The organism is Streptococcus gallinaceus (genome assembly GCF_040545695.1).
In the GTDB taxonomy this organism is placed as follows: domain Bacteria; phylum Bacillota; class Bacilli; order Lactobacillales; family Streptococcaceae; genus Streptococcus; species Streptococcus gallinaceus.
In genome coordinates, this window is the sequence record NZ_JBEPMK010000009.1 from 1 (window position 1) to 16,569 (window position 16,569).

30 protein-coding genes and 2 pseudogenes are annotated in these 16,569 nt (G+C 41.2%); all 32 read right to left on the minus strand.

What is annotated here, in order from left to right; all coding sequences use genetic code 11:
- Positions 1-94 (minus strand): annotated as a pseudogene (locus tag ABID27_RS09585) (ATP-dependent metallopeptidase FtsH/Yme1/Tma family protein); the annotation flags it as partial.
- Between the two features lie 186 nt (positions 95-280).
- Entirely contained in the window at positions 281-667 is a 387-nt protein-coding gene (gene rplQ / locus ABID27_RS09590) for a 50S ribosomal protein L17 (protein ID WP_222348914.1), read from the minus strand.
- Between the two features lie 14 nt (positions 668-681).
- Positions 682-1,620: a DNA-directed RNA polymerase subunit alpha gene (locus ABID27_RS09595; protein WP_253366260.1), complete on the minus strand. Its 939-nt coding sequence runs from the start codon at positions 1,618-1,620 to the stop codon at positions 682-684.
- 44 nt (positions 1,621-1,664) lie between these two features.
- Positions 1,665-2,048, minus strand: coding sequence for a 30S ribosomal protein S11 (gene rpsK / locus ABID27_RS09600; protein ID WP_018166218.1), 384 nt, complete (start codon positions 2,046-2,048; stop codon positions 1,665-1,667).
- A 17-nt stretch (positions 2,049-2,065) separates the two neighbouring features.
- Positions 2,066-2,431 (minus strand): 30S ribosomal protein S13, encoded by a 366-nt coding sequence (rpsM, locus tag ABID27_RS09605; protein WP_049617497.1) that lies wholly within the window; start codon positions 2,429-2,431, stop codon positions 2,066-2,068.
- 17 nt (positions 2,432-2,448) lie between these two features.
- Entirely contained in the window at positions 2,449-2,565 is a 117-nt protein-coding gene (rpmJ, locus tag ABID27_RS09610) for a 50S ribosomal protein L36 (RefSeq protein ID WP_001808836.1), read from the minus strand.
- Between the two features lie 23 nt (positions 2,566-2,588).
- Complete coding sequence (gene infA, locus ABID27_RS09615; protein WP_002936627.1) at positions 2,589-2,807, minus strand: translation initiation factor IF-1; 219 nt, start codon at positions 2,805-2,807, stop codon at positions 2,589-2,591.
- A gap of 119 nt (positions 2,808-2,926) precedes the next feature.
- Positions 2,927-3,568 carry an adenylate kinase gene (locus tag ABID27_RS09620; protein WP_253366262.1) on the minus strand — a complete coding sequence of 214 codons (642 nt, stop codon included), beginning with the start codon at positions 3,566-3,568 and terminating at the stop codon, positions 2,927-2,929.
- 98 nt (positions 3,569-3,666) lie between these two features.
- Positions 3,667-4,977, minus strand: coding sequence for a preprotein translocase subunit SecY (gene secY, locus ABID27_RS09625; protein WP_253366264.1), 1,311 nt, complete (start codon positions 4,975-4,977; stop codon positions 3,667-3,669).
- A 13-nt stretch (positions 4,978-4,990) separates the two neighbouring features.
- Positions 4,991-5,431 carry a 50S ribosomal protein L15 gene (rplO, locus tag ABID27_RS09630; RefSeq protein ID WP_253366266.1) on the minus strand — a complete coding sequence of 147 codons (441 nt, stop codon included), beginning with the start codon at positions 5,429-5,431 and terminating at the stop codon, positions 4,991-4,993.
- 137 nt (positions 5,432-5,568) lie between these two features.
- Positions 5,569-5,751 (minus strand): 50S ribosomal protein L30, encoded by a 183-nt coding sequence (gene rpmD / locus ABID27_RS09635; RefSeq protein ID WP_222348920.1) that lies wholly within the window; start codon positions 5,749-5,751, stop codon positions 5,569-5,571.
- Between the two features lie 13 nt (positions 5,752-5,764).
- Complete coding sequence (gene rpsE / locus ABID27_RS09640; protein ID WP_253366268.1) at positions 5,765-6,259, minus strand: 30S ribosomal protein S5; 495 nt, start codon at positions 6,257-6,259, stop codon at positions 5,765-5,767.
- Positions 6,260-6,277: 18 nt separating this feature from the next.
- Entirely contained in the window at positions 6,278-6,634 is a 357-nt protein-coding gene (gene rplR / locus ABID27_RS09645; protein WP_222348921.1) for a 50S ribosomal protein L18, read from the minus strand.
- 94 nt (positions 6,635-6,728) lie between these two features.
- Positions 6,729-7,265, minus strand: a complete 537-nt coding sequence (gene rplF, locus ABID27_RS09650; protein ID WP_253366270.1) for a 50S ribosomal protein L6 — start codon at positions 7,263-7,265, stop codon at positions 6,729-6,731.
- A gap of 77 nt (positions 7,266-7,342) precedes the next feature.
- Positions 7,343-7,741: a 30S ribosomal protein S8 gene (rpsH, locus tag ABID27_RS09655; protein WP_253366272.1), complete on the minus strand. Its 399-nt coding sequence runs from the start codon at positions 7,739-7,741 to the stop codon at positions 7,343-7,345.
- A gap of 229 nt (positions 7,742-7,970) precedes the next feature.
- A complete protein-coding gene (locus ABID27_RS09660; protein WP_002936651.1) occupies positions 7,971-8,156 on the minus strand; it encodes a type Z 30S ribosomal protein S14 in 186 nt (61 codons plus the stop codon).
- Between the two features lie 14 nt (positions 8,157-8,170).
- The gene (gene rplE / locus ABID27_RS09665; protein WP_222348924.1) at positions 8,171-8,713 is read right to left on the minus strand and encodes a 50S ribosomal protein L5; all 543 of its coding nucleotides are present in this window, start codon (positions 8,711-8,713) and stop codon (positions 8,171-8,173) included.
- 23 nt (positions 8,714-8,736) lie between these two features.
- Positions 8,737-9,042, minus strand: coding sequence for a 50S ribosomal protein L24 (gene rplX, locus ABID27_RS09670; protein WP_253366274.1), 306 nt, complete (start codon positions 9,040-9,042; stop codon positions 8,737-8,739).
- Between the two features lie 75 nt (positions 9,043-9,117).
- Entirely contained in the window at positions 9,118-9,486 is a 369-nt protein-coding gene (gene rplN / locus ABID27_RS09675) for a 50S ribosomal protein L14 (RefSeq protein ID WP_004195497.1), read from the minus strand.
- Positions 9,487-9,510: 24 nt separating this feature from the next.
- Complete coding sequence (gene rpsQ, locus ABID27_RS09680) at positions 9,511-9,771, minus strand: 30S ribosomal protein S17 (protein WP_000440801.1); 261 nt, start codon at positions 9,769-9,771, stop codon at positions 9,511-9,513.
- Between the two features lie 23 nt (positions 9,772-9,794).
- Complete coding sequence (gene rpmC, locus ABID27_RS09685) at positions 9,795-10,001, minus strand: 50S ribosomal protein L29 (protein WP_253366276.1); 207 nt, start codon at positions 9,999-10,001, stop codon at positions 9,795-9,797.
- Between the two features lie 9 nt (positions 10,002-10,010).
- Complete coding sequence (gene rplP, locus ABID27_RS09690) at positions 10,011-10,424, minus strand: 50S ribosomal protein L16 (protein WP_049617483.1); 414 nt, start codon at positions 10,422-10,424, stop codon at positions 10,011-10,013.
- 3 nt (positions 10,425-10,427) lie between these two features.
- Positions 10,428-11,081, minus strand: a complete 654-nt coding sequence (gene rpsC / locus ABID27_RS09695; RefSeq protein ID WP_253366281.1) for a 30S ribosomal protein S3 — start codon at positions 11,079-11,081, stop codon at positions 10,428-10,430.
- Between the two features lie 12 nt (positions 11,082-11,093).
- A complete protein-coding gene (gene rplV / locus ABID27_RS09700; RefSeq protein ID WP_222348928.1) occupies positions 11,094-11,438 on the minus strand; it encodes a 50S ribosomal protein L22 in 345 nt (114 codons plus the stop codon).
- A 15-nt stretch (positions 11,439-11,453) separates the two neighbouring features.
- Positions 11,454-11,735, minus strand: a complete 282-nt coding sequence (rpsS, locus tag ABID27_RS09705) for a 30S ribosomal protein S19 (RefSeq protein ID WP_000533766.1) — start codon at positions 11,733-11,735, stop codon at positions 11,454-11,456.
- Between the two features lie 91 nt (positions 11,736-11,826).
- A complete protein-coding gene (gene rplB / locus ABID27_RS09710; RefSeq protein WP_253636131.1) occupies positions 11,827-12,660 on the minus strand; it encodes a 50S ribosomal protein L2 in 834 nt (277 codons plus the stop codon).
- A gap of 17 nt (positions 12,661-12,677) precedes the next feature.
- Entirely contained in the window at positions 12,678-12,974 is a 297-nt protein-coding gene (locus ABID27_RS09715; protein ID WP_253366285.1) for a 50S ribosomal protein L23, read from the minus strand.
- Positions 12,974-13,597 (minus strand): 50S ribosomal protein L4, encoded by a 624-nt coding sequence (rplD, locus tag ABID27_RS09720; protein ID WP_253366293.1) that lies wholly within the window; start codon positions 13,595-13,597, stop codon positions 12,974-12,976. The genes ABID27_RS09715 and rplD overlap by 1 nt, the downstream gene beginning before the upstream one ends.
- A gap of 24 nt (positions 13,598-13,621) precedes the next feature.
- Positions 13,622-14,248 (minus strand): 50S ribosomal protein L3, encoded by a 627-nt coding sequence (rplC, locus tag ABID27_RS09725; protein ID WP_222348931.1) that lies wholly within the window; start codon positions 14,246-14,248, stop codon positions 13,622-13,624.
- Between the two features lie 75 nt (positions 14,249-14,323).
- Positions 14,324-14,632 (minus strand): 30S ribosomal protein S10, encoded by a 309-nt coding sequence (gene rpsJ, locus ABID27_RS09730; RefSeq protein ID WP_067087606.1) that lies wholly within the window; start codon positions 14,630-14,632, stop codon positions 14,324-14,326.
- 315 nt (positions 14,633-14,947) lie between these two features.
- A pseudogene (locus tag ABID27_RS09735) lies at positions 14,948-15,507 on the minus strand (nucleotidyltransferase family protein).
- Between the two features lie 4 nt (positions 15,508-15,511).
- A complete protein-coding gene (ruvB, locus tag ABID27_RS09740; RefSeq protein WP_354281815.1) occupies positions 15,512-16,510 on the minus strand; it encodes a Holliday junction branch migration DNA helicase RuvB in 999 nt (332 codons plus the stop codon).
- Positions 16,511-16,569 lie beyond the last annotated feature (59 nt).

A 16,569-nucleotide genomic window follows, 5' to 3' on the forward strand; every position in this document is an offset into this window, starting at 1 on the left:
ACTTAATTTGCACGCTATCCAGCGTTTCATGCTCTAACAACGCCTCTGCTATCAATTTATGCACCTCGCGATGCTCTTGGATGATCGAGGATGCTCAGCGCCGTATACAAATACAAAAACGCCCGCTTATGAAATGATTTAGAACTAAGTCATTTCATAAACAAGCGTTCGATATTCAATTTCTGATGAGTGTTACCGCTGAGATAATCTCAGCGGTAGACCAGAGCTAGACTAAGGATTCAATATCCCATCATCATAACACTCAACAAAATTGATGATCTTATACAAGTTCGATAATTGCCATTGGTGCTGCGTCACCACGACGTGGTTCTGTTTTAAGAATACGTGTGTAACCACCATTGCGTTCTGCATAACGAGGAGCAATTTCAGAGAACAATTTTTGAAGAGCTGTAGTAGAAGTATACTTATCTGTTGCTTCATCATAGTTTTCTGCTGCAATTTCGTTACGAACAAATGCTGCTGCTTGACGACGAGCGTGCAAATCGCCACGTTTACCAAGAGTAATCATTTTTTCAACTGTTTTACGGATTTCTTTCGCACGAGCTTCAGTTGTAACGATTGATTCATTGATCAAAAGGTCAGTCGTCAAATCGCGCAACATTGCTTTACGTTGTGAGCTAGTACGTCCTAATTTACGGTATGCCATTTTTTCCTCCTATATTATTTATCTTTTTTCAATCCTAGACCAAGGTCAGCCAATTTAACTTTGACTTCTTCAAGACTCTTACGGCCAAGATTGCGCACTTTCATCATTTCAGGTTCAGATTTTTCTGTTAAATCAAATACAGTGTTAATTCCTGCACGTTTCAAACAGTTATATGAACGCACTGACAAATCAAGTTCTTCAATTGTACGGTCAAGCATACGATCATCTGAAGCCACTTCTGCTTCCTTCATCACTTCGGCTGACTTGGCAACTTCAGTTAAATCAGTAAACAATCCTAAGTGTTCCATCAAAATACGTGCTGACAGTCCCAATGCGTCTTCAGGAATTGTCGTTCCGTTTGTCATGATTTCAAGCGTTAATTTGTCAAAACCATCATTGCTACCAACGCGAGCTGGTTCAACTTGGTAATTTACTTTGACAACAGGCGTATAGATTGAATCTACCGCAAGTGTACCTACTGGTGCATCATCTTTTTTGTTACCCTCTGCTGGGATATAGCCACGTCCAGTATTGACAGTCATAACTGCCTTGAAAGTAGCGCCTGCAGCGATGGTGAAAAGATAATGATCAGGATTTACAATTTCAATATCACTATCTGTCAAGATGTCGCCTGCAGTAATTTCTGCTGGACCTACAACATCAAGTTCAATTGTCTTTTCGTCTTCGACATAAGATTTTACAGCAATGCCTTTGATGTTCAAAATAATTTGCATAACATCTTCGCGAACACCTGGAACTGTGTCGAATTCGTGGAGTACACCATCAATTTTAATTGATGTCACTGCAGCACCTGGAAGTGATGCAAGAAGTACACGACGAAGTGAGTTACCAAGAGTTGTTCCATAACCACGTTCTAGTGGCTCGATAACAAATCTGCCGTAATCTTTATTTTCATCAATTTTTGTTATAGTTGGTTTTTCAAACTCAATCATTTCTTACTCCCTCTTAAACGAAAAGCTGTGTATCGTTTGTATGATTATACACGGCGACGTTTTGGAGGACGAGCACCATTGTGTGGTACAGGAGTCACATCACGAATTGCAGTAACTTCAAGACCAGCGGCAGCAAGAGCACGAATAGCAGACTCACGACCTGAACCTGGACCTTTAACTGTAACTTCAACTGTTTTAAGACCGTGTTCTTGTGCAGATTTAGCAGCTGCTTCTGAAGCCATTTGGGCTGCGAATGGTGTAGATTTACGAGAACCTTTGAAACCAAGAGCACCAGCTGATGACCAAGCAAGAGCGTTACCATGCACATCAGTAATCATAACAATAGTGTTGTTAAATGTAGCGTGAATATGTGCAATACCAGATTCGATATTTTTCTTCACACGACGTTTACGTGTTGGTTTAGCCAATTTTTTTACCTCCTATTTTATTTTTTCTTACCTGCAATCGCAACAGCTTTACCTTTACGAGTGCGAGCGTTATTTTTAGTGTTTTGTCCACGGACAGGAAGTCCACGACGGTGACGGATACCACGGTATGAACCGATTTCCATCAAACGTTTGATGTTCAAGTTTACTTCGCGACGAAGGTCACCTTCAACTTTAATTGCATCAACTTCACGACGGATAGCGTCTTCTTGATCAGAAGTCAAGTCTTTTACACGGATATCTTCAGAAATTCCTGCAGCAGCAAGGATCTTTTTAGATGTTGTGAGACCGATTCCGTATACGTATGTCAATGAAATTACAACACGTTTGTCGTTTGGAATGTCAACTCCAGCAATACGAGCCATTTTTTCTCCTTTCTATCTTAACCTTGACGTTGTTTGTGTTTTGGATTTGCTGGGCAAATTACCATAACACGACCATTACGACGAATAACTTTGCAGTATTCGCAAATTGGTTTGACCGATGGTCTTACTTTCATTTTTATCCCTCCAAGTATTTCGACTATTTAAAGCGGTATGTGATACGTCCACGTGTCAAATCATATGGGCTAAGCTCGACAGTTACACGATCTCCGACCAAAATACGGATGTAGTTTTTACGGATTTTCCCTGAAACAGTTGCCAAGACTTGGTGTCCATTCTCCAACTCAACAGTAAACATAGCATTCGGCATTGTATCAACTACCTTGCCTTCAATTTCAATCACATCTTCTTTTGCCATGCAAAAGTTTCCCCCTCTAAATTTCGATTTGATGCCCTCTGCGCACAGAGGTAACAATTATAAGTCAGACTGGCTTATTTTATCATTTTTATCTAAAAAAAGCAAGTCATATTCATCAATTATTGTAATTTTGATAAAACAGCATCAATTGCTTCAAATACAACATCGATATCTTGATTGCCTTCAATATCATGAACAAGTCCTTGTGCACGATAGTGATCGATAATTGGTTGTCCTTGAGCAATATTTACTTCCAAACGACGTTTTACTGATTCTGGTTTGTCATCTTCACGTTGGTAGTAATCTGCTTCGTTGTAACCTTCAGGTGGTAGGTTAAAGACTTTATGGAAAGTTTCACCCGTTTCACGGTGGATAATCCGTCCGCTAAGGCGTTCTACCAAAATACTTGGGTCAATTTCAATATTGATCACACCTTGAAGATCAATACCTAACTCTTTCAAGTTTTCATCCAAAGCATGTGCTTGCTCAATTGTGCGTGGGTAGCCATCTAGCAAAAAACCTTTTTCTTGAATATCATCTTGAGTCAAGCGCTCTTTCACGATACCGTTTGTTACTTCGTCAGGAACCAAGTCACCTTTATCGATATATGATTTTGCCAATAAACCCATTTCAGTTTGGTTAGCCATCGCAGCGCGGAACATATCTCCTGTTGAAATATGAGCTACGCCAAATTTTTCAACAATTTTTGCTGCCTGTGTCCCTTTACCAGCACCTGGCAACCCCATAATCAAAAGATTCATTTCGAACTCCTTTTATTGTGTGAATAGCTTTACGCTATTTTCTAATGTTAATTGACCTATCAAAACAAAATAGAAGGTTGACAATGTCAACCTATATACTATTCTGTGATTTCCATAAATCCAACGTATTTTCTCTTCAATAAGTAACCTTCCAACTGCTTGATACCTTCGATACTTGTCATGATCACGATGATCAAACTTGTACCCAAGAAAGCAATATTAGAAGAAAGTCCCAAAAGGTTTTGTGCCAAAATTGGTAACAAGGCCACAATACCAAGGAAAAGAGAACCTACAGTTGCTAAACGTTTCAACAATTTTGAAAAGTATTGCTCTGTGCCATTACCTGGACGAACTCCGTGGATGTAAGCACCACTCTTTTGCAAACTTTCAGCAGTTTTTTCTGGATTTACCTGAACAAAACTGTAGAAGAATGTAAAGATGATAATCAAAACTGCATAGACAAGCATTCCTTTAACTGTAGTGTAATCAAAGTAGCTTTGCAAGTTTTGAAGAAGTGAGCTTGTGCGGTTTTGACTTGTCAAAAATTGTAAAATTGAAGTCGGAATGGCTGTGATAGAACCTGCAAAGATGACAGGGATAACACCAGCTGGATTCAGCTTCAACGGCAAGTATGAGCTCGAAGGAGCACCTTGCGCACGTTTTGTGTACTGGATTGGAATTTTGTACTCCGCTTGTTGTACGTAGGTTGTAAAATAAACAATGGCTAAAATAGCAACTACCAATACGGCTACAAAGATAGCCGATTCTGTTAAGCGACTAGAGTCGATATTCACAAAACGATCTTCGTAAATTTCTTTGATAGTAGCTGGAAGGGATGAAATGATACCGGCAAAGATAATCATTGATGTTCCATTTCCGTAACCCTTGTCTGTAATTTGTTCACCGAACCAAGTAACAATCATTGAACCAGTTGTTAAGATACTACCGATAATGATGTAAGTTTTCCAGTTGAGAGGCATGGTTGTCAGTTGAGCACCCGCGAGAGCATTCAAACCTGCTGTAATACCGACTGATTGAACAAATGCAAGAACAAGTGAAATATAGCGTGTTGCTTGATTTAATTTCCGACGACCAACTTCACCTTGTTTTCCCCATTCAACAAACTTTGGAACGATGTCCATTTGTAACAGTTGAACGATGATGGATGCAGTGATATAAGGACTAACACCCAAGGCAAAAACGGAAAAGTTCTTCATCGCATTCCCTGAAACCAAACTCAACATGTTTAAGAATGGCAAGTTTGACACCGCCTCTAAACTCTTTGCGTTGATTCCTGGTACTGTGATGTGTGTTCCTACGCGAAAAACAAATAAGATAAAAATTGTAAACAAAATTTTATTGCGAACATTTTTTACCTTGAACGCTTCTTTTAATAGTTTAAAAAACATAGTTGGTCACCCCTTAGATGACTTCTACTGAGCCACCTTTTGAAGTGATTGCTTCTTCAGCTGATTTAGAGAATTTAGCAGCTTTCACTGTCAATTTCTTAGTCAATTCGCCGTTACCAAGAACTTTAACTCCTGATTTTTCAGCTTTGACAATACCAGCTTCGATAAGTACAACTGGTGTTATCTCTGTACCATCTTCGAAAACATTCAATTGATCAAGGTTCACAATTGCATACTCTTTAGCGTTGATGTTTGTGAAACCACGTTTTGGAAGACGACGGAACAATGGAGTTTGTCCACCTTCAAAACCAAGACGCACGCCGCCACCGCTACGAGCTTTTTGACCTTTTTGACCGCGGCCAGAAGTTTTACCGTTACCCGATGATGTACCACGACCTACACGGTTGCGAACTTTACGTGAACCTGTTGCAGGTTGTAATTCATGAAGTTTCATTATTTAATTTCTCCTTATTTGTAAAATGCTAGCGCCTTTATGAGAAAAAGGACTTCCCACAAAAACTCGCCTATACTAAATTAACTTTAAGCCGCACAGAAACCCGTACGACTCAAGTTCTTATTCTGTTTGAAGTCTTATTTAACTTCTTCTACAGTTACCAAGTGAGATACGGCGTTAACCATACCACGGATAGCTGCATTGTCTTCTTTAACGACTGAGCTGTTCAATTTGCCAAGACCAAGCGCCACAACAGTTTTACGTTGTGATGGAATACGGCCGATTGGAGACTTCGTCAAAGTAATTTTAATTTGAGCCATGAGTTCCCCTTTCTTATGCCAAATCTGAAACTGAGATTCCGCGAAGTGCAGCAACCTCTTCAGCACGTTTCAATTGTTTCAAACCTTCAACTGTTGCACGAACGATGTTGATTGGAGTGTTTGAGCCAAGTGATTTAGATGTTACATCTGCAATACCTGCCAATTCGATTACGGCACGTGTTGCACCACCAGCAGCAACCCCAGCACCTTCTACAGCTGGTTTCAACAATACTTTAGCACCACCAAATTCTGAACGAACTTCGTGAGGGATTGTTGTACCAACCATTGGTACTTCGATCATGTTTTTCTTAGCAGCTTCAACTGCTTTACGGATAGCTTCAGGTACTTCTTGAGCTTTACCAGTACCGAAACCTACACGTCCGTTACGGTCTCCAACAACCACAAGAGCTGCAAAACGAAGACGACGTCCACCTTTAACAACTTTTGTAACACGGTTGATGGCTACTACGCGTTCTTCAATTTCAACTGCGTTATCTTTAAATGCCATTTCTTAGTGTCCTCCCTATTAGAATTTCAATCCGTTTTCACGAGCTGCGTCAGCCAAAGCCTTCACACGTCCGTGATAGAGATATCCACCGCGGTCAAAGACCACTTCAGAAATACCTTTCGCAGCTGCACGTTCAGCAACGAGTTTACCTACAACAACGGCTTGTTCTGTCTTAGTTCCTTTTGAAACTTCTTTATCAAGAGTAGAAGCGCTTGCGAGCGTTACACCCGCTACGTCATCAATCACTTGAGCGTAGATGCCTGTATTAGAACGGAAAATGTTCAAACGTGGGCGAGCAGCAGTTCCAGAGATTTTACCGCGAACACGACGGTGGCGTTTTTGGCGGATTTTGTTTTTATCTGGTTTTGAAATCACAATTTTCACCTCTTTATTATTGATTTCGCCTCAAACGAGGCTAGTTTCGGAAAATAAAGTTCCGAGAAAGATATACATCTTCCTCAAGAAACTATTATTTACCAGTTTTACCTTCTTTACGGCGAACGAATTCACCAACGTAACGAATACCTTTACCTTTATATGGCTCAGGAGCGCGAAGGCTACGGATGTAAGCTGCTGTTTGACCAACAACTTCTTTGTTGATACCAGACACAATGATTTGTGTTGGTGTTGGAACTTCAAATGTGATACCTTCTGGTGCAATCACTTCGTCTGGATGTGATTTCCCAACTGCAAGTGTCAATTTGTTACCAGCCAATTGTGCACGGTAACCGACACCACGCATTTCAAGTTCTTTTTTGAAGCCTTCAGAAACACCAACAACCATGTTGTTGAGATTAGCACGGCTAGTACCGTGGATAGTCTTCATTTCTTTTGAATCATTTGGACGGTGAAGTGTTACTTCTGTACCTTCTACTTTGATTTCAATGGTTGTAGGGAATTCACGAGTCAATTCACCTTTAGGTCCTTTTACAGTTACCACGCCGTTGTTTTGAGCAAGCTCAACACCAGCAGGCAATGTAATCACTTTATTACCAATACGTGACATGTTATTTTTCTCCTGTTAAATTATCAGGCCATATGGCCAGTTTTCACGGGGCAGAAATTTAGTCTAAAACGACTAAATTACCATACATACGCAAGGATTTCTCCACCAACGTTCTTTTGACGAGCTTGTTTGTCTGTCAAAAGACCTTCTGATGTAGAAATGATTGCAATTCCAAGTCCGTTAAGAACTTTAGGAACATCTTCACGTTTTGAGTAAACACGAAGACCTGGTTTTGAGATACGTTTCAAGTTTGTGATAACTTTTTCACCGTTTGGTCCGTATTTCAAGAATACACGGATGATGCCTTGTTTGTCATCTTCGATGAATTCAACGTTTTTTACAAAACCTTCGTTTTTAAGGATTGTAGCAATCCCTTTTTTAATGTTTGATGCAGGTACTTCAAGCACTTCGTGTTTTGCTTGGTTAGCATTACGAATGCGTGTCAAAAAGTCTGCAATTGGGTCAGTCATAACCATTTTATTTTCTCCTCTTACTAGCAGTTTGAAAGAATCACTTGCTAGTTAATGATGTCCATTTGGACAGGCTCAGCAAAGCTGATTTAGATGTACGCTCATTCACAGAACAAGCCGATTCGAACACGGGCTAAACACTGGACAAAAAAGATAAACTCTCCTAGAGACCAAAGTCTCGTCGTCTAGTTTCCTATTTTTGCTGTGCGTTTTTAACGCCCTTTGTATCATCTTCTTACCAAGAAGCTTTTGTAACGCCTGGAATTTGTCCAAGGTAAGCCAAGTCGCGGAAGCATACACGGCAAAGTTTGAATTTGCGGTAAACTGAATGTGGACGTCCACATTTTTCACAACGAGTGTAGGCTTGAGTTGAGAACTTAGCTGGGCGTTTGTTCTTAGCGATCATTGATTTTTTAGCCATTTATTCTCTCCCTATTATTTCGCAAACGGCATACCAAGGCCTGTGAGCAATGCACGTGATTCTTCGTCAGTGTTAGCAGTTGTAACGATGACGATATCCATACCACGAGTTTTATCAACGTCATCGAAGTTGATTTCTGGGAAGATCAATTGTTCTTTCACACCAAGTGTGTAGTTTCCGCGTCCATCAAACGATTTTGTTGGAACACCGTGGAAGTCACGTACACGTGGAAGTGATACTGAAACCAACTTGTCCAAGAATTCATACATGCGTTCGCCACGAAGAGTCACTTTCGCACCGATAGCAACCCCTTCACGAAGACGGAAGCCGGCGATTGATTTCTTAGCTTTTGTGATAAGTGGTTTTTGACCTGAAATAAGTGCCAATTCTTCAGCAGCTTTTTCAAGGTTTTTAGCGTTAGAAACAGCGTCACCAACACCCATGTTCAAAACGATCTTATCAACTTTTGGCACAGCCATAACTGATGAATAGTTAAATTGCTCAGTCAAAGCAGGAACAACTTCATTAAGATATTTTTCTTTTAAACGATTTGCCATTATACTTCTCCTTTCCTTCGTGATTAATCAAGCACTTCGCCTGATTTTTTGTTGTAACGAACTTTTTTGCCGTCAACAACTTTGTAACCAACGCGTCCAGCTACACCGTTTTTGTCCAAAACTTGAACGTTTGATGCATGGATTGGAGCTTCGATTTCAACGATTGCACCTTGAGGGTTTTCGTTGTTTGGTTTTTGATGTTTTTTGACAATGTTAACACCTTCAACAACAACTTTGTTTACTTTTGGAAGTGCTGTTACAACAAGGGCTTCAACACCTTTGTCTTTACCAGCGATAACGCGAACTTTGTCGCCTCTTTTTACAAACATTTGGTTTCTCCTGTGAATTTCTTACGCCCTAATGGGCACCCTGCAGAACTGCAGGGGACTTAGTTTGTTTTTAGATTAAAGTACTTCTGGTGCCAATGAAACGATTTTCATGAAACCGCCGTCACGCAATTCGCGTGCCACTGGGCCAAAGATACGAGTTCCGCGAGGAGTTTTGTCTTCACGGATGATAACAGCAGCATTTTCGTCGAATTTGATGTATGAACCATCAGCACGACGAGCACCTGTTTTAGTACGAACGATAACAGCTTTTACAACGTCACCTTTTTTAACCGCACCACCAGGAGTAGCTTGTTTTACTGAAGCAACGATAATGTCGCCAATGTTTGCAAATTTACGTCCTGAACCACCAAGAACTTTGATAGTCAAGATTTCGCGTGCGCCACTGTTGTCAGCAACTTTTAAACGAGTTTCTGTTTGAATCATATTCGTTTTCTCCTTTCAGTTTGATTAAATGATAACTGCTTCTTCTACAACTTCTACAAGACGGAAACGTTTTGTAGCTGAAAGCGGACGAGTTTCCATGATACGAACGATATCGCCTTCTTTAGCAACATTGTTTTCATCATGAGCTTTGTATTTTTTAGAGTAGTTAATACGCTTACCATAGACTGGGTGGTTACGTTTAGTTTCAACTACAACTGTGATGGTTTTGTCCATTTTGTCAGACACAACACGTCCAACAAGGACTTTACGATTATTGCGTTCCATTGAAATTCTCCTTTCCCAATCTATTATTTCATTTCAGATTGCACTGTTTTGATACGTGCAATTTGTTTTTTAACTTCGTTCAAACGAGCAGTTTGCTCAAGTTGACCTGCAGCAGCTTGGAAACGGAGCTCAAAGAGTTCTTTCTTCAACTCGTTTTCGCGTTTTGCAAGTTCTTCTTGAGAAAGTCCACGAAGTTCTTTAACAAATTCTTTTACTTCATTAAGTTTCATGCCTTCTCCTTATTCTGCTTCACGTTTTACGAATTTCACTTTAACTGGTAATTTGTGGCCAGCAAGACGGAATGCTTCACGAGCGATTTCTTCTGAAACGCCTGCAACTTCAAACATTACTTTGCCACGTTTAACTGGAGCTACCCAACCTTCAGGAGCACCTTTACCAGAACCCATACGAACCCCGATAGCTTTAGCAGTGTATGATTTGTGAGGGAAGATTTTGATCCAAACTTTACCACCACGTTTCATATAACGAGTCATCGCGATACGAGCAGCTTCGATTTGACGGTTTGTAATCCATGAGCTAGTTGTAGCTTGAAGGCCGTATTCACCAAATGCTACTTCTTTACCACCTTTAGCTTCACCGCGCATTTTTCCACGGAATTCACGACGGTGTTTAACACGTTTAGGTACTAACATTGGTTATTTACCTCCTTGAGTGTTTTTACGAGCTGGAAGAACTTCACCACGGTAAATCCATACTTTAACACCAAGTTTACCGTAAGTTGTAAGAGCTTCTTCCCATGCGTAGTCGATATCAGCACGAAGTGTGTGAAGAGGAACAGTACCCTCTGAGTAGCCTTCTGCACGGGCAATATCAGCACCGTTCAAACGACCAGAAACTTGTGTTTTGATACCTTTAGCACCAGCGCGCATTGCACGTTGGATAGCTTGTTTTTGTGCACGACGGAAAGCAACACGTTGCTCCAATTGACGAGCAATACCTTCACCAACAAGGTGAGCGTCCAAATCTGGTGATTTGATTTCAACGATGTTGATGTGTACTTGTTTACCAGTCAATTTGTTCAATTGTGCACGAAGTGCGTCAACATTGCTACCTGATTTACCAATAACCATACCTGGTTTAGCAGTGTGGATTGATACGATAACTTTGTTTACTGCACGTTCAATTTCAATAGTTGAAACTGATGCATCAGCCAATTCTTTTTTGATAAAGTTGCGGATTGAAAGATCTTCATGAAGGTAATCCGCGTATTCTTTTTCAGCATACCATTTAGCATCCCAGTCACGGATGATGCCGACACGCATACCAATTGGATGTACTTTTTGTCCCACGTTTTTACCTCCTTATTTTTCTGCCACAACTACAGTGATATGAGCTGTGCGTTTGTTGATTGGTGAAGCAGAACCTTTCGCACGTGGACGGAAACGTTTAAGAGTTGGTCCTTCGTTTGCGAATGCTTCGCTTACTACCAAGTTAGCTTTTTCCAAACCAAAGTTGTTTTCAGCGTTAGCGATAGCTGAGTTCAAAACTCCTTCAATCACTGTTGCAGCTTTGTTTGGTGTGAATTTTAAGATTGCAATTGCATCGGCTACGCTTTTGCCACGGATGTTATCCAAGACAAGACGTGATTTACGAGGTGAAACACGTACTGTGCGAGCAGTTGCTTTAGCTGAAGTAATTTCTGCCATTGTGTTTTCCTCCTATTATTTTCTACGTGTTTTCTTGTCGTCAGCAGCGTGACCTTTGTAAGTACGAGTTGGTGCAAATTCACCAAGTTTGTGACCTACCATGTCTTCTTGGATGTAAACAGGTACATGTTTACGTCCATCGTATACTGCGATTGTATATCCGATAAAGCTTGGGAAAATCGTTGAACGACGTGACCAAGTTTTAATTACTTTTTTCTTTTCGTCATTTGCTTGAGCTTCAACTTTTTTCATCAAATGCTCATCGACGAAAGGTCCTTTTTTAAGACTACGTCCCATTATGTAGTTTTCTCCTTTAAATAATGTACCACAGCGGCTTGTGCGCTTACGCGCACTACCGAGCTGGCGGATAAATCAACTAGCTAGTTGATTATTTTTGGTTGCGACGACGAACGATAAGTTTGTCAGATTTCGCTTTCTTGTTACGAGTTTTAAGACCAAGCGCAGGTTTACCCCATGGAGTAGATGGCGCTTTACGTCCAACCGGTGCTTTACCTTCACCACCACCGTGTGGGTGATCGTTAGGGTTCATTACAGAACCACGAACTGTTGGGCGGATACCTTTCCAACGGCTACGTCCTGCTTTACCAATGTTAACAAGTGATTGTTGTTCGTTACCTACAGTACCAACAGTAGCACGGCAAGTGCCCAAGATCATACGAACTTCGCCAGATTGAAGACGAACAAGAACGTATTTACCTTCTGCTCCAAGTACTTGTGCAGATGCACCAGCAGCACGGACCAACTCACCACCGTGACCTGGTTTCAACTCGATGTTGTGTACAACTGTACCGACTGGAATGTTTGCAAGTGGAAGTGCGTTACCAACTTTGATATCCGCATCTGGACCAGAAACGATACGTTGACCTACTTCAAGACCTTTTGGTGCAATGATGTAAGCTTTCACACCGTCAGTGTAGTGTACAAGTGCGATGTTTGCAGTACGGTTTGGATCGTACTCGATAGTTTTAACAACTGCTTCAACGCCATCTTTGTTACGTTTGAAGTCAATCAAACGGTAGTGACGTTTGTGACCGCCACCTTGGTGACGAACAGTGATGCGACCGTTGTTGTTACGACCAGCTTTGCTCTTAAGAGAAACAAGCAATGATTTTTCTGGAGTGCTTGTAGTGATTTCAGCGAAATCCAAAGAAGTCATGTTACGACGGCCATTTGTCGTTGGTTTATAAACTTTAATACCCACGTTATTTCCTCCTTAGATTATTCAGCTTCAGTTGCAAACAACTCGATTGCTCTTGAATCAGCTGTAAGAGTGATGATAGCTTTTTTCACTTTGTTTGTGCGACCTACATAACGACCTACGCGTTTTGTTTTAGGTTTTACGTTGATTGTGTTAACGTTAGCAACTTTAACACCTTCAAACGCAGCTTCAACAGCTTGTTTGATCAACAATTTGTGTGCACGAGTGTCAACTTCAAATACATATTTACCTGCTTCAAGTTGGCCCATTGAGCTTTCTGTGATGACAGGTTTTTTGATAACATCATACAAATTCATTATGCAAGAACCTCCTCGATTTTAGAGATAGCTGCTTGAGTCACAAGAAGTTTGTCACTGTTTGCGATGTCAAGAACACTTGCAGTTGTTGCAGTTGCAACTTTCACGTTTGGAATGTTGCGAGCTGAGAGAGCTGCGAATTCGTTTCCTTCTTCAAGAATAACAAGGACTTTTGAATCAATGCTCAAAGCTGCAAGAACTTTTGCAAATTCAGCAGTTTTTGGAGCTGCAAATGTAAGTGAGTCAACAGCTACAAATTTGTTTTCAGCAACTTTTTCTGAATAAACAGATTTAAGTGCCAAGCGACGAACTTTTTGTGGAAGTTTGTACGCGTATGAACGTGGAGTTGGTCCGAAGACTACGCCACCGCCACGCCATTGTGGTGAACGGATAGAACCTTGACGAGCGCGTCCAGTTCCTTTTTGACGCCATGGTTTGCGTCCGCCACCGCGAACTGCTGAACGGTTTTTAACTGCGTGAGTACCTTGACGAAGGCTAGCACGTTGGCTGATGATGACATCAAACACAACTGATTGATTTGGTTCGATACCAAATACTGCATCGTTCAATACAACTTCACCAGCTTGTTTACCAGTTTGGTCAAATAATGTTACGTTTGCCATTTCGACTGATTTCCCCTTTCCTTATTATTTACCAGCTTTAACTGCTGATTTGATAGTGATAAGAGATTTCTTAGCACCTGGTACGTTACCTTTGATAAGGATAACGTTCTTTTCTGGAACAACTTGTACAATTTCAAGGTTTTGAATTGTCACACGGTTTCCACCCATACGGCCTGCAAGGTTTTTACCTTTGAAGACACGGTTTGGCGCAACAGGTCCCATTGAACCTGGACGACGGTGGTAACGTGAACCGTGAGCCATAGGACCACGTGATTGACCATGGCGTTTGATAACACCTTGGAAACCTTTACCTTTTGATGTACCAGTTACATCAACAACATCGCCGGCTGCGAATGTTTCAACTGTGATTTCAGCACCAACTTCTAAGCCTTCAATGTTTTTGAATTCACGAATGAAGCGCTTAGGAGCTGTGTTAGCTTTTGCTACATGGCCTTTGGCAGGTTTGTTGCTCAATACTTCGCGTTTGTCATCAAAACCAACTTGAACAGCTGCATAGCCGTCAGTTTCAACAGTTTTCACTTGAAGAACTACGTTTGGAGTAGCTTCGATGACAGTTACAGGGATAAATTCACCTGATTCAGTGAAGATTTGAGTCATTCCCACTTTTTTCCCTAAGATTCCTTTTGTCATGAGAAAATGTTTCCTTTTCTTTATTTTTCTTAAAAAGTTTTTAACGAGCGTTTTTTATGCTCAAGTGAAATCAGATTAAAGTTTGATTTCTACGTTCACACCTGATGGCAAGTCGAGTTTCATCAACGCATCAACTGTTTTTTGAGTTGGGTTAACGATGTCGATCAAGCGTTTGTGTGTACGCATTTCGAATTGTTCGCGAGAATCTTTATATTTGTGAGTCGCGCGGATGATTGTGTAGAGGCTACGTTCAGTTGGAAGCGGAACTGGACCAGCTACGCTAGCGCCTGTACGAGTTGCAGTTTCTACGATTTTTGCAGCTGCTGTGTCAAGAGTACGGTGTTCGTACGCTTTCAAGCGGATGCGGATTTTTTTGTTTGCCATCTTTGTCTCCTTTTCGTCTATTTACGATAATAGGCTAGCTCCACAAGAAAACCGACAGGTGATTGCGTGGCAATGCAACCGAGCGTGTCGCAACCTCTTGCATCAAAGCTAAACTGTGATTTTCACAGCACCATAGTAGTATATCAAAACTCTATTCGCTTTGCAAGAATTTTGTGCACTTATTTAAAAAATAAAACAGGAACCATTTCTGTATCAAAAAATCGGACCTGTTTGTTTACTATTAATAGAAGAAGGTTTTTCAATTGATGGAAAGTCAGCTTGAAGTTGTTATACGAAAAAAGACTAGAGTTGCCTCTAGTCTGCTACAGGAATAGTTGTAATCTGTAAATTTGGCCATTTTTCTAACCAATTTTTCTTTTGCAGGCGTGTGTGGTAAAGTTGACGACGTGCCTCATCTTGAAGGAAATGAGGCGTTGGCTCAATGCGAAACGCTCGAATAACTTCCAGTCCGTAAGGGGCAAACACTTCTATCGTCTCATCTTCCATCAGTCGAACACCACTTGCGGTACAAGTTTCGGGATATTTTGACATAGCATCTTTAGAATTGATGTAGGGGGCTGTTCTAGGATTATGGATGTGCATGTTTTTTTTAATTCCCAACGATACTGCGGATAGACTTGTAGCAATTGCTTTTCCAACTGACAAGTCTCCTCATAAGAAACGTCTGGATCATAAAAAATAATATCTACATCTGTCTCTGGATCAAAGCCTGGTTGCCCAGAAGAACGATTCCAGATAAAATTACGCACACTACCTGCACACAGCCAACTATCTTTGAGTTCAAGTTCCTTGATGATGTGCAGAATCTTCCATATATCTGAATCCTGCTGCAATTCTTTTTTGAGAGTTTCCATGTTTTTATTTCCCGTGGTAGGGATAACCCAGATGGTCATAGACTTTGGCCGTTGCCACGCGCCCCGTTCTCGTTCGCATAATAAAACCTTTTTGAATAAGATAAGGCTCATACATGTCTTCAACCGTATCACGATCCTCAGCAATATTGACCGAAAGAGTTCCCAGACCCACAGGTCCGCCATTATACATTTCAATCATGGTGCGAAGGATTTTCTGGTCCACATAGTCCAAACCTTCTCGGTCTACATCCAGCATGGTCAAGGCCTTGTCCGTAATGGCATCATCAATCAGCCCATCTCCCATAATTTGAGCAAAATCGCGCACGCGTTTGAGTAGACGATTAGCAATACGAGGTGTTCCACGACTCCGACGAGCCAGCTCAATTGCCGCTTCATGGGTAATTTCCATTTCAAAAATTTCTGCCGTCCGTTCGACAATCTCTGTCAAATCATCCAGCTCGTAGTATTCCATGTGACCTGTGATTCCAAAACGTGCTCGAAGTGGATTGGACAACATCCCTGCACGGGTGGTGGCACCAATCAGAGTAAAAGGCGGTAAGTCCAAATGCACGGCACGACTGGCTTCTCCAGCACCAATCATGATGTCAATATAGAAATCCTCCATAGCACTGTAGAGAATTTCCTCAACCGCCATCGGCATACGGTGAATTTCATCGATGAAAAGAACATCTCCCGGCTCCAAGTCATTGAGAATCGCTACTAAATCGCCTGCTTTTTCAATCACCGGACCGGAAGTCTGCTTGATATTAACGCCCAGCTCATTTGCAATGACAAAAGCCATAGTCGTCTTTCCCAAGCCAGGAGGTCCAAACAAAAGGGCATGATCCAAAGCCTCGTCCCGCAGCTTAGCCGCTTCAATAAAAATCTTCAGCTGATCCTTGACCTTGTCCTGACCGATATATTCGTCTAATTTTTGGGGGCGCAGCGTCCGTTCAACTTGCTCCTCATCCCCCATTTGCTCTGTATCAAAAATTCTAGTCATAAAAGTATTATAGCATAAAAAGAAGCTATTGATAAGCGCTAAAAGAGCGAAACACGACT

Coding starts and splice junctions, on each gene's coding strand:
- rplQ (WP_222348914.1), bottom strand. CDS start 667: ATGGCATACCGTAAATTAGGACGTACTAGCTCACAACGTAAAGCAATG.
- ABID27_RS09595 (WP_253366260.1), bottom strand. CDS start 1,620: ATGATTGAGTTTGAAAAACCAACTATAACAAAAATTGATGAAAATAAA.
- rpsM (WP_049617497.1), bottom strand. CDS start 2,431: ATGGCTCGTATTGCTGGAGTTGACATTCCAAACGACAAACGTGTTGTA.
- rpmJ (WP_001808836.1), bottom strand. CDS start 2,565: ATGAAAGTAAGACCATCGGTCAAACCAATTTGCGAATACTGCAAAGTT.
- infA (WP_002936627.1), bottom strand. CDS start 2,807: ATGGCAAAAGAAGATGTGATTGAAATTGAAGGCAAGGTAGTTGATACA.
- ABID27_RS09620 (WP_253366262.1), bottom strand. CDS start 3,568: ATGAATCTTTTGATTATGGGGTTGCCAGGTGCTGGTAAAGGGACACAG.
- secY (WP_253366264.1), bottom strand. CDS start 4,977: ATGTTTTTTAAACTATTAAAAGAAGCGTTCAAGGTAAAAAATGTTCGC.
- rplO (WP_253366266.1), bottom strand. CDS start 5,431: ATGAAACTTCATGAATTACAACCTGCAACAGGTTCACGTAAAGTTCGC.
- rpmD (WP_222348920.1), bottom strand. CDS start 5,751: ATGGCTCAAATTAAAATTACTTTGACGAAGTCTCCAATCGGCCGTATT.
- rpsE (WP_253366268.1), bottom strand. CDS start 6,259: ATGGCATTTAAAGATAACGCAGTTGAAATTGAAGAACGCGTAGTAGCC.
- rplF (WP_253366270.1), bottom strand. CDS start 7,265: ATGTCACGTATTGGTAATAAAGTGATTACATTGCCTGCTGGTGTTGAG.
- rpsH (WP_253366272.1), bottom strand. CDS start 7,741: ATGGTTATGACTGACCCAATTGCAGACTTTTTGACACGCATTCGTAAT.
- ABID27_RS09660 (WP_002936651.1), bottom strand. CDS start 8,156: ATGGCTAAAAAATCAATGATCGCTAAGAACAAACGCCCAGCTAAGTTC.
- rplE (WP_222348924.1), bottom strand. CDS start 8,713: ATGGCAAATCGTTTAAAAGAAAAATATCTTAATGAAGTTGTTCCTGCT.
- rplX (WP_253366274.1), bottom strand. CDS start 9,042: ATGTTTGTAAAAAGAGGCGACAAAGTTCGCGTTATCGCTGGTAAAGAC.
- rplN (WP_004195497.1), bottom strand. CDS start 9,486: ATGATTCAAACAGAAACTCGTTTAAAAGTTGCTGACAACAGTGGCGCA.
- rpsQ (WP_000440801.1), bottom strand. CDS start 9,771: ATGGAACGCAATAATCGTAAAGTCCTTGTTGGACGTGTTGTGTCTGAC.
- rpmC (WP_253366276.1), bottom strand. CDS start 10,001: ATGAAACTTAATGAAGTAAAAGAATTTGTTAAAGAACTTCGTGGACTT.
- rplP (WP_049617483.1), bottom strand. CDS start 10,424: ATGTTAGTACCTAAACGTGTTAAACACCGTCGTGAATTCCGTGGAAAA.
- rplV (WP_222348928.1), bottom strand. CDS start 11,438: ATGGCAGAAATTACTTCAGCTAAAGCAACTGCTCGCACAGTACGTGTT.
- rpsS (WP_000533766.1), bottom strand. CDS start 11,735: ATGGGACGTAGTCTTAAAAAAGGACCTTTCGTCGATGAGCATTTGATG.
- ABID27_RS09715 (WP_253366285.1), bottom strand. CDS start 12,974: ATGAATTTGTATGATGTTATCAAAAAACCTGTCATCACAGAAAGCTCA.
- rplD (WP_253366293.1), bottom strand. CDS start 13,597: ATGGCAAACGTAACATTATTTGACCAAACTGGTAAACAAGCTGGTGAA.
- rplC (WP_222348931.1), bottom strand. CDS start 14,248: ATGACAAAAGGAATCTTAGGGAAAAAAGTGGGAATGACTCAAATCTTC.
- rpsJ (WP_067087606.1), bottom strand. CDS start 14,632: ATGGCAAACAAAAAAATCCGCATCCGCTTGAAAGCGTACGAACACCGT.
- ruvB (WP_354281815.1), bottom strand. CDS start 16,510: ATGACTAGAATTTTTGATACAGAGCAAATGGGGGATGAGGAGCAAGTT.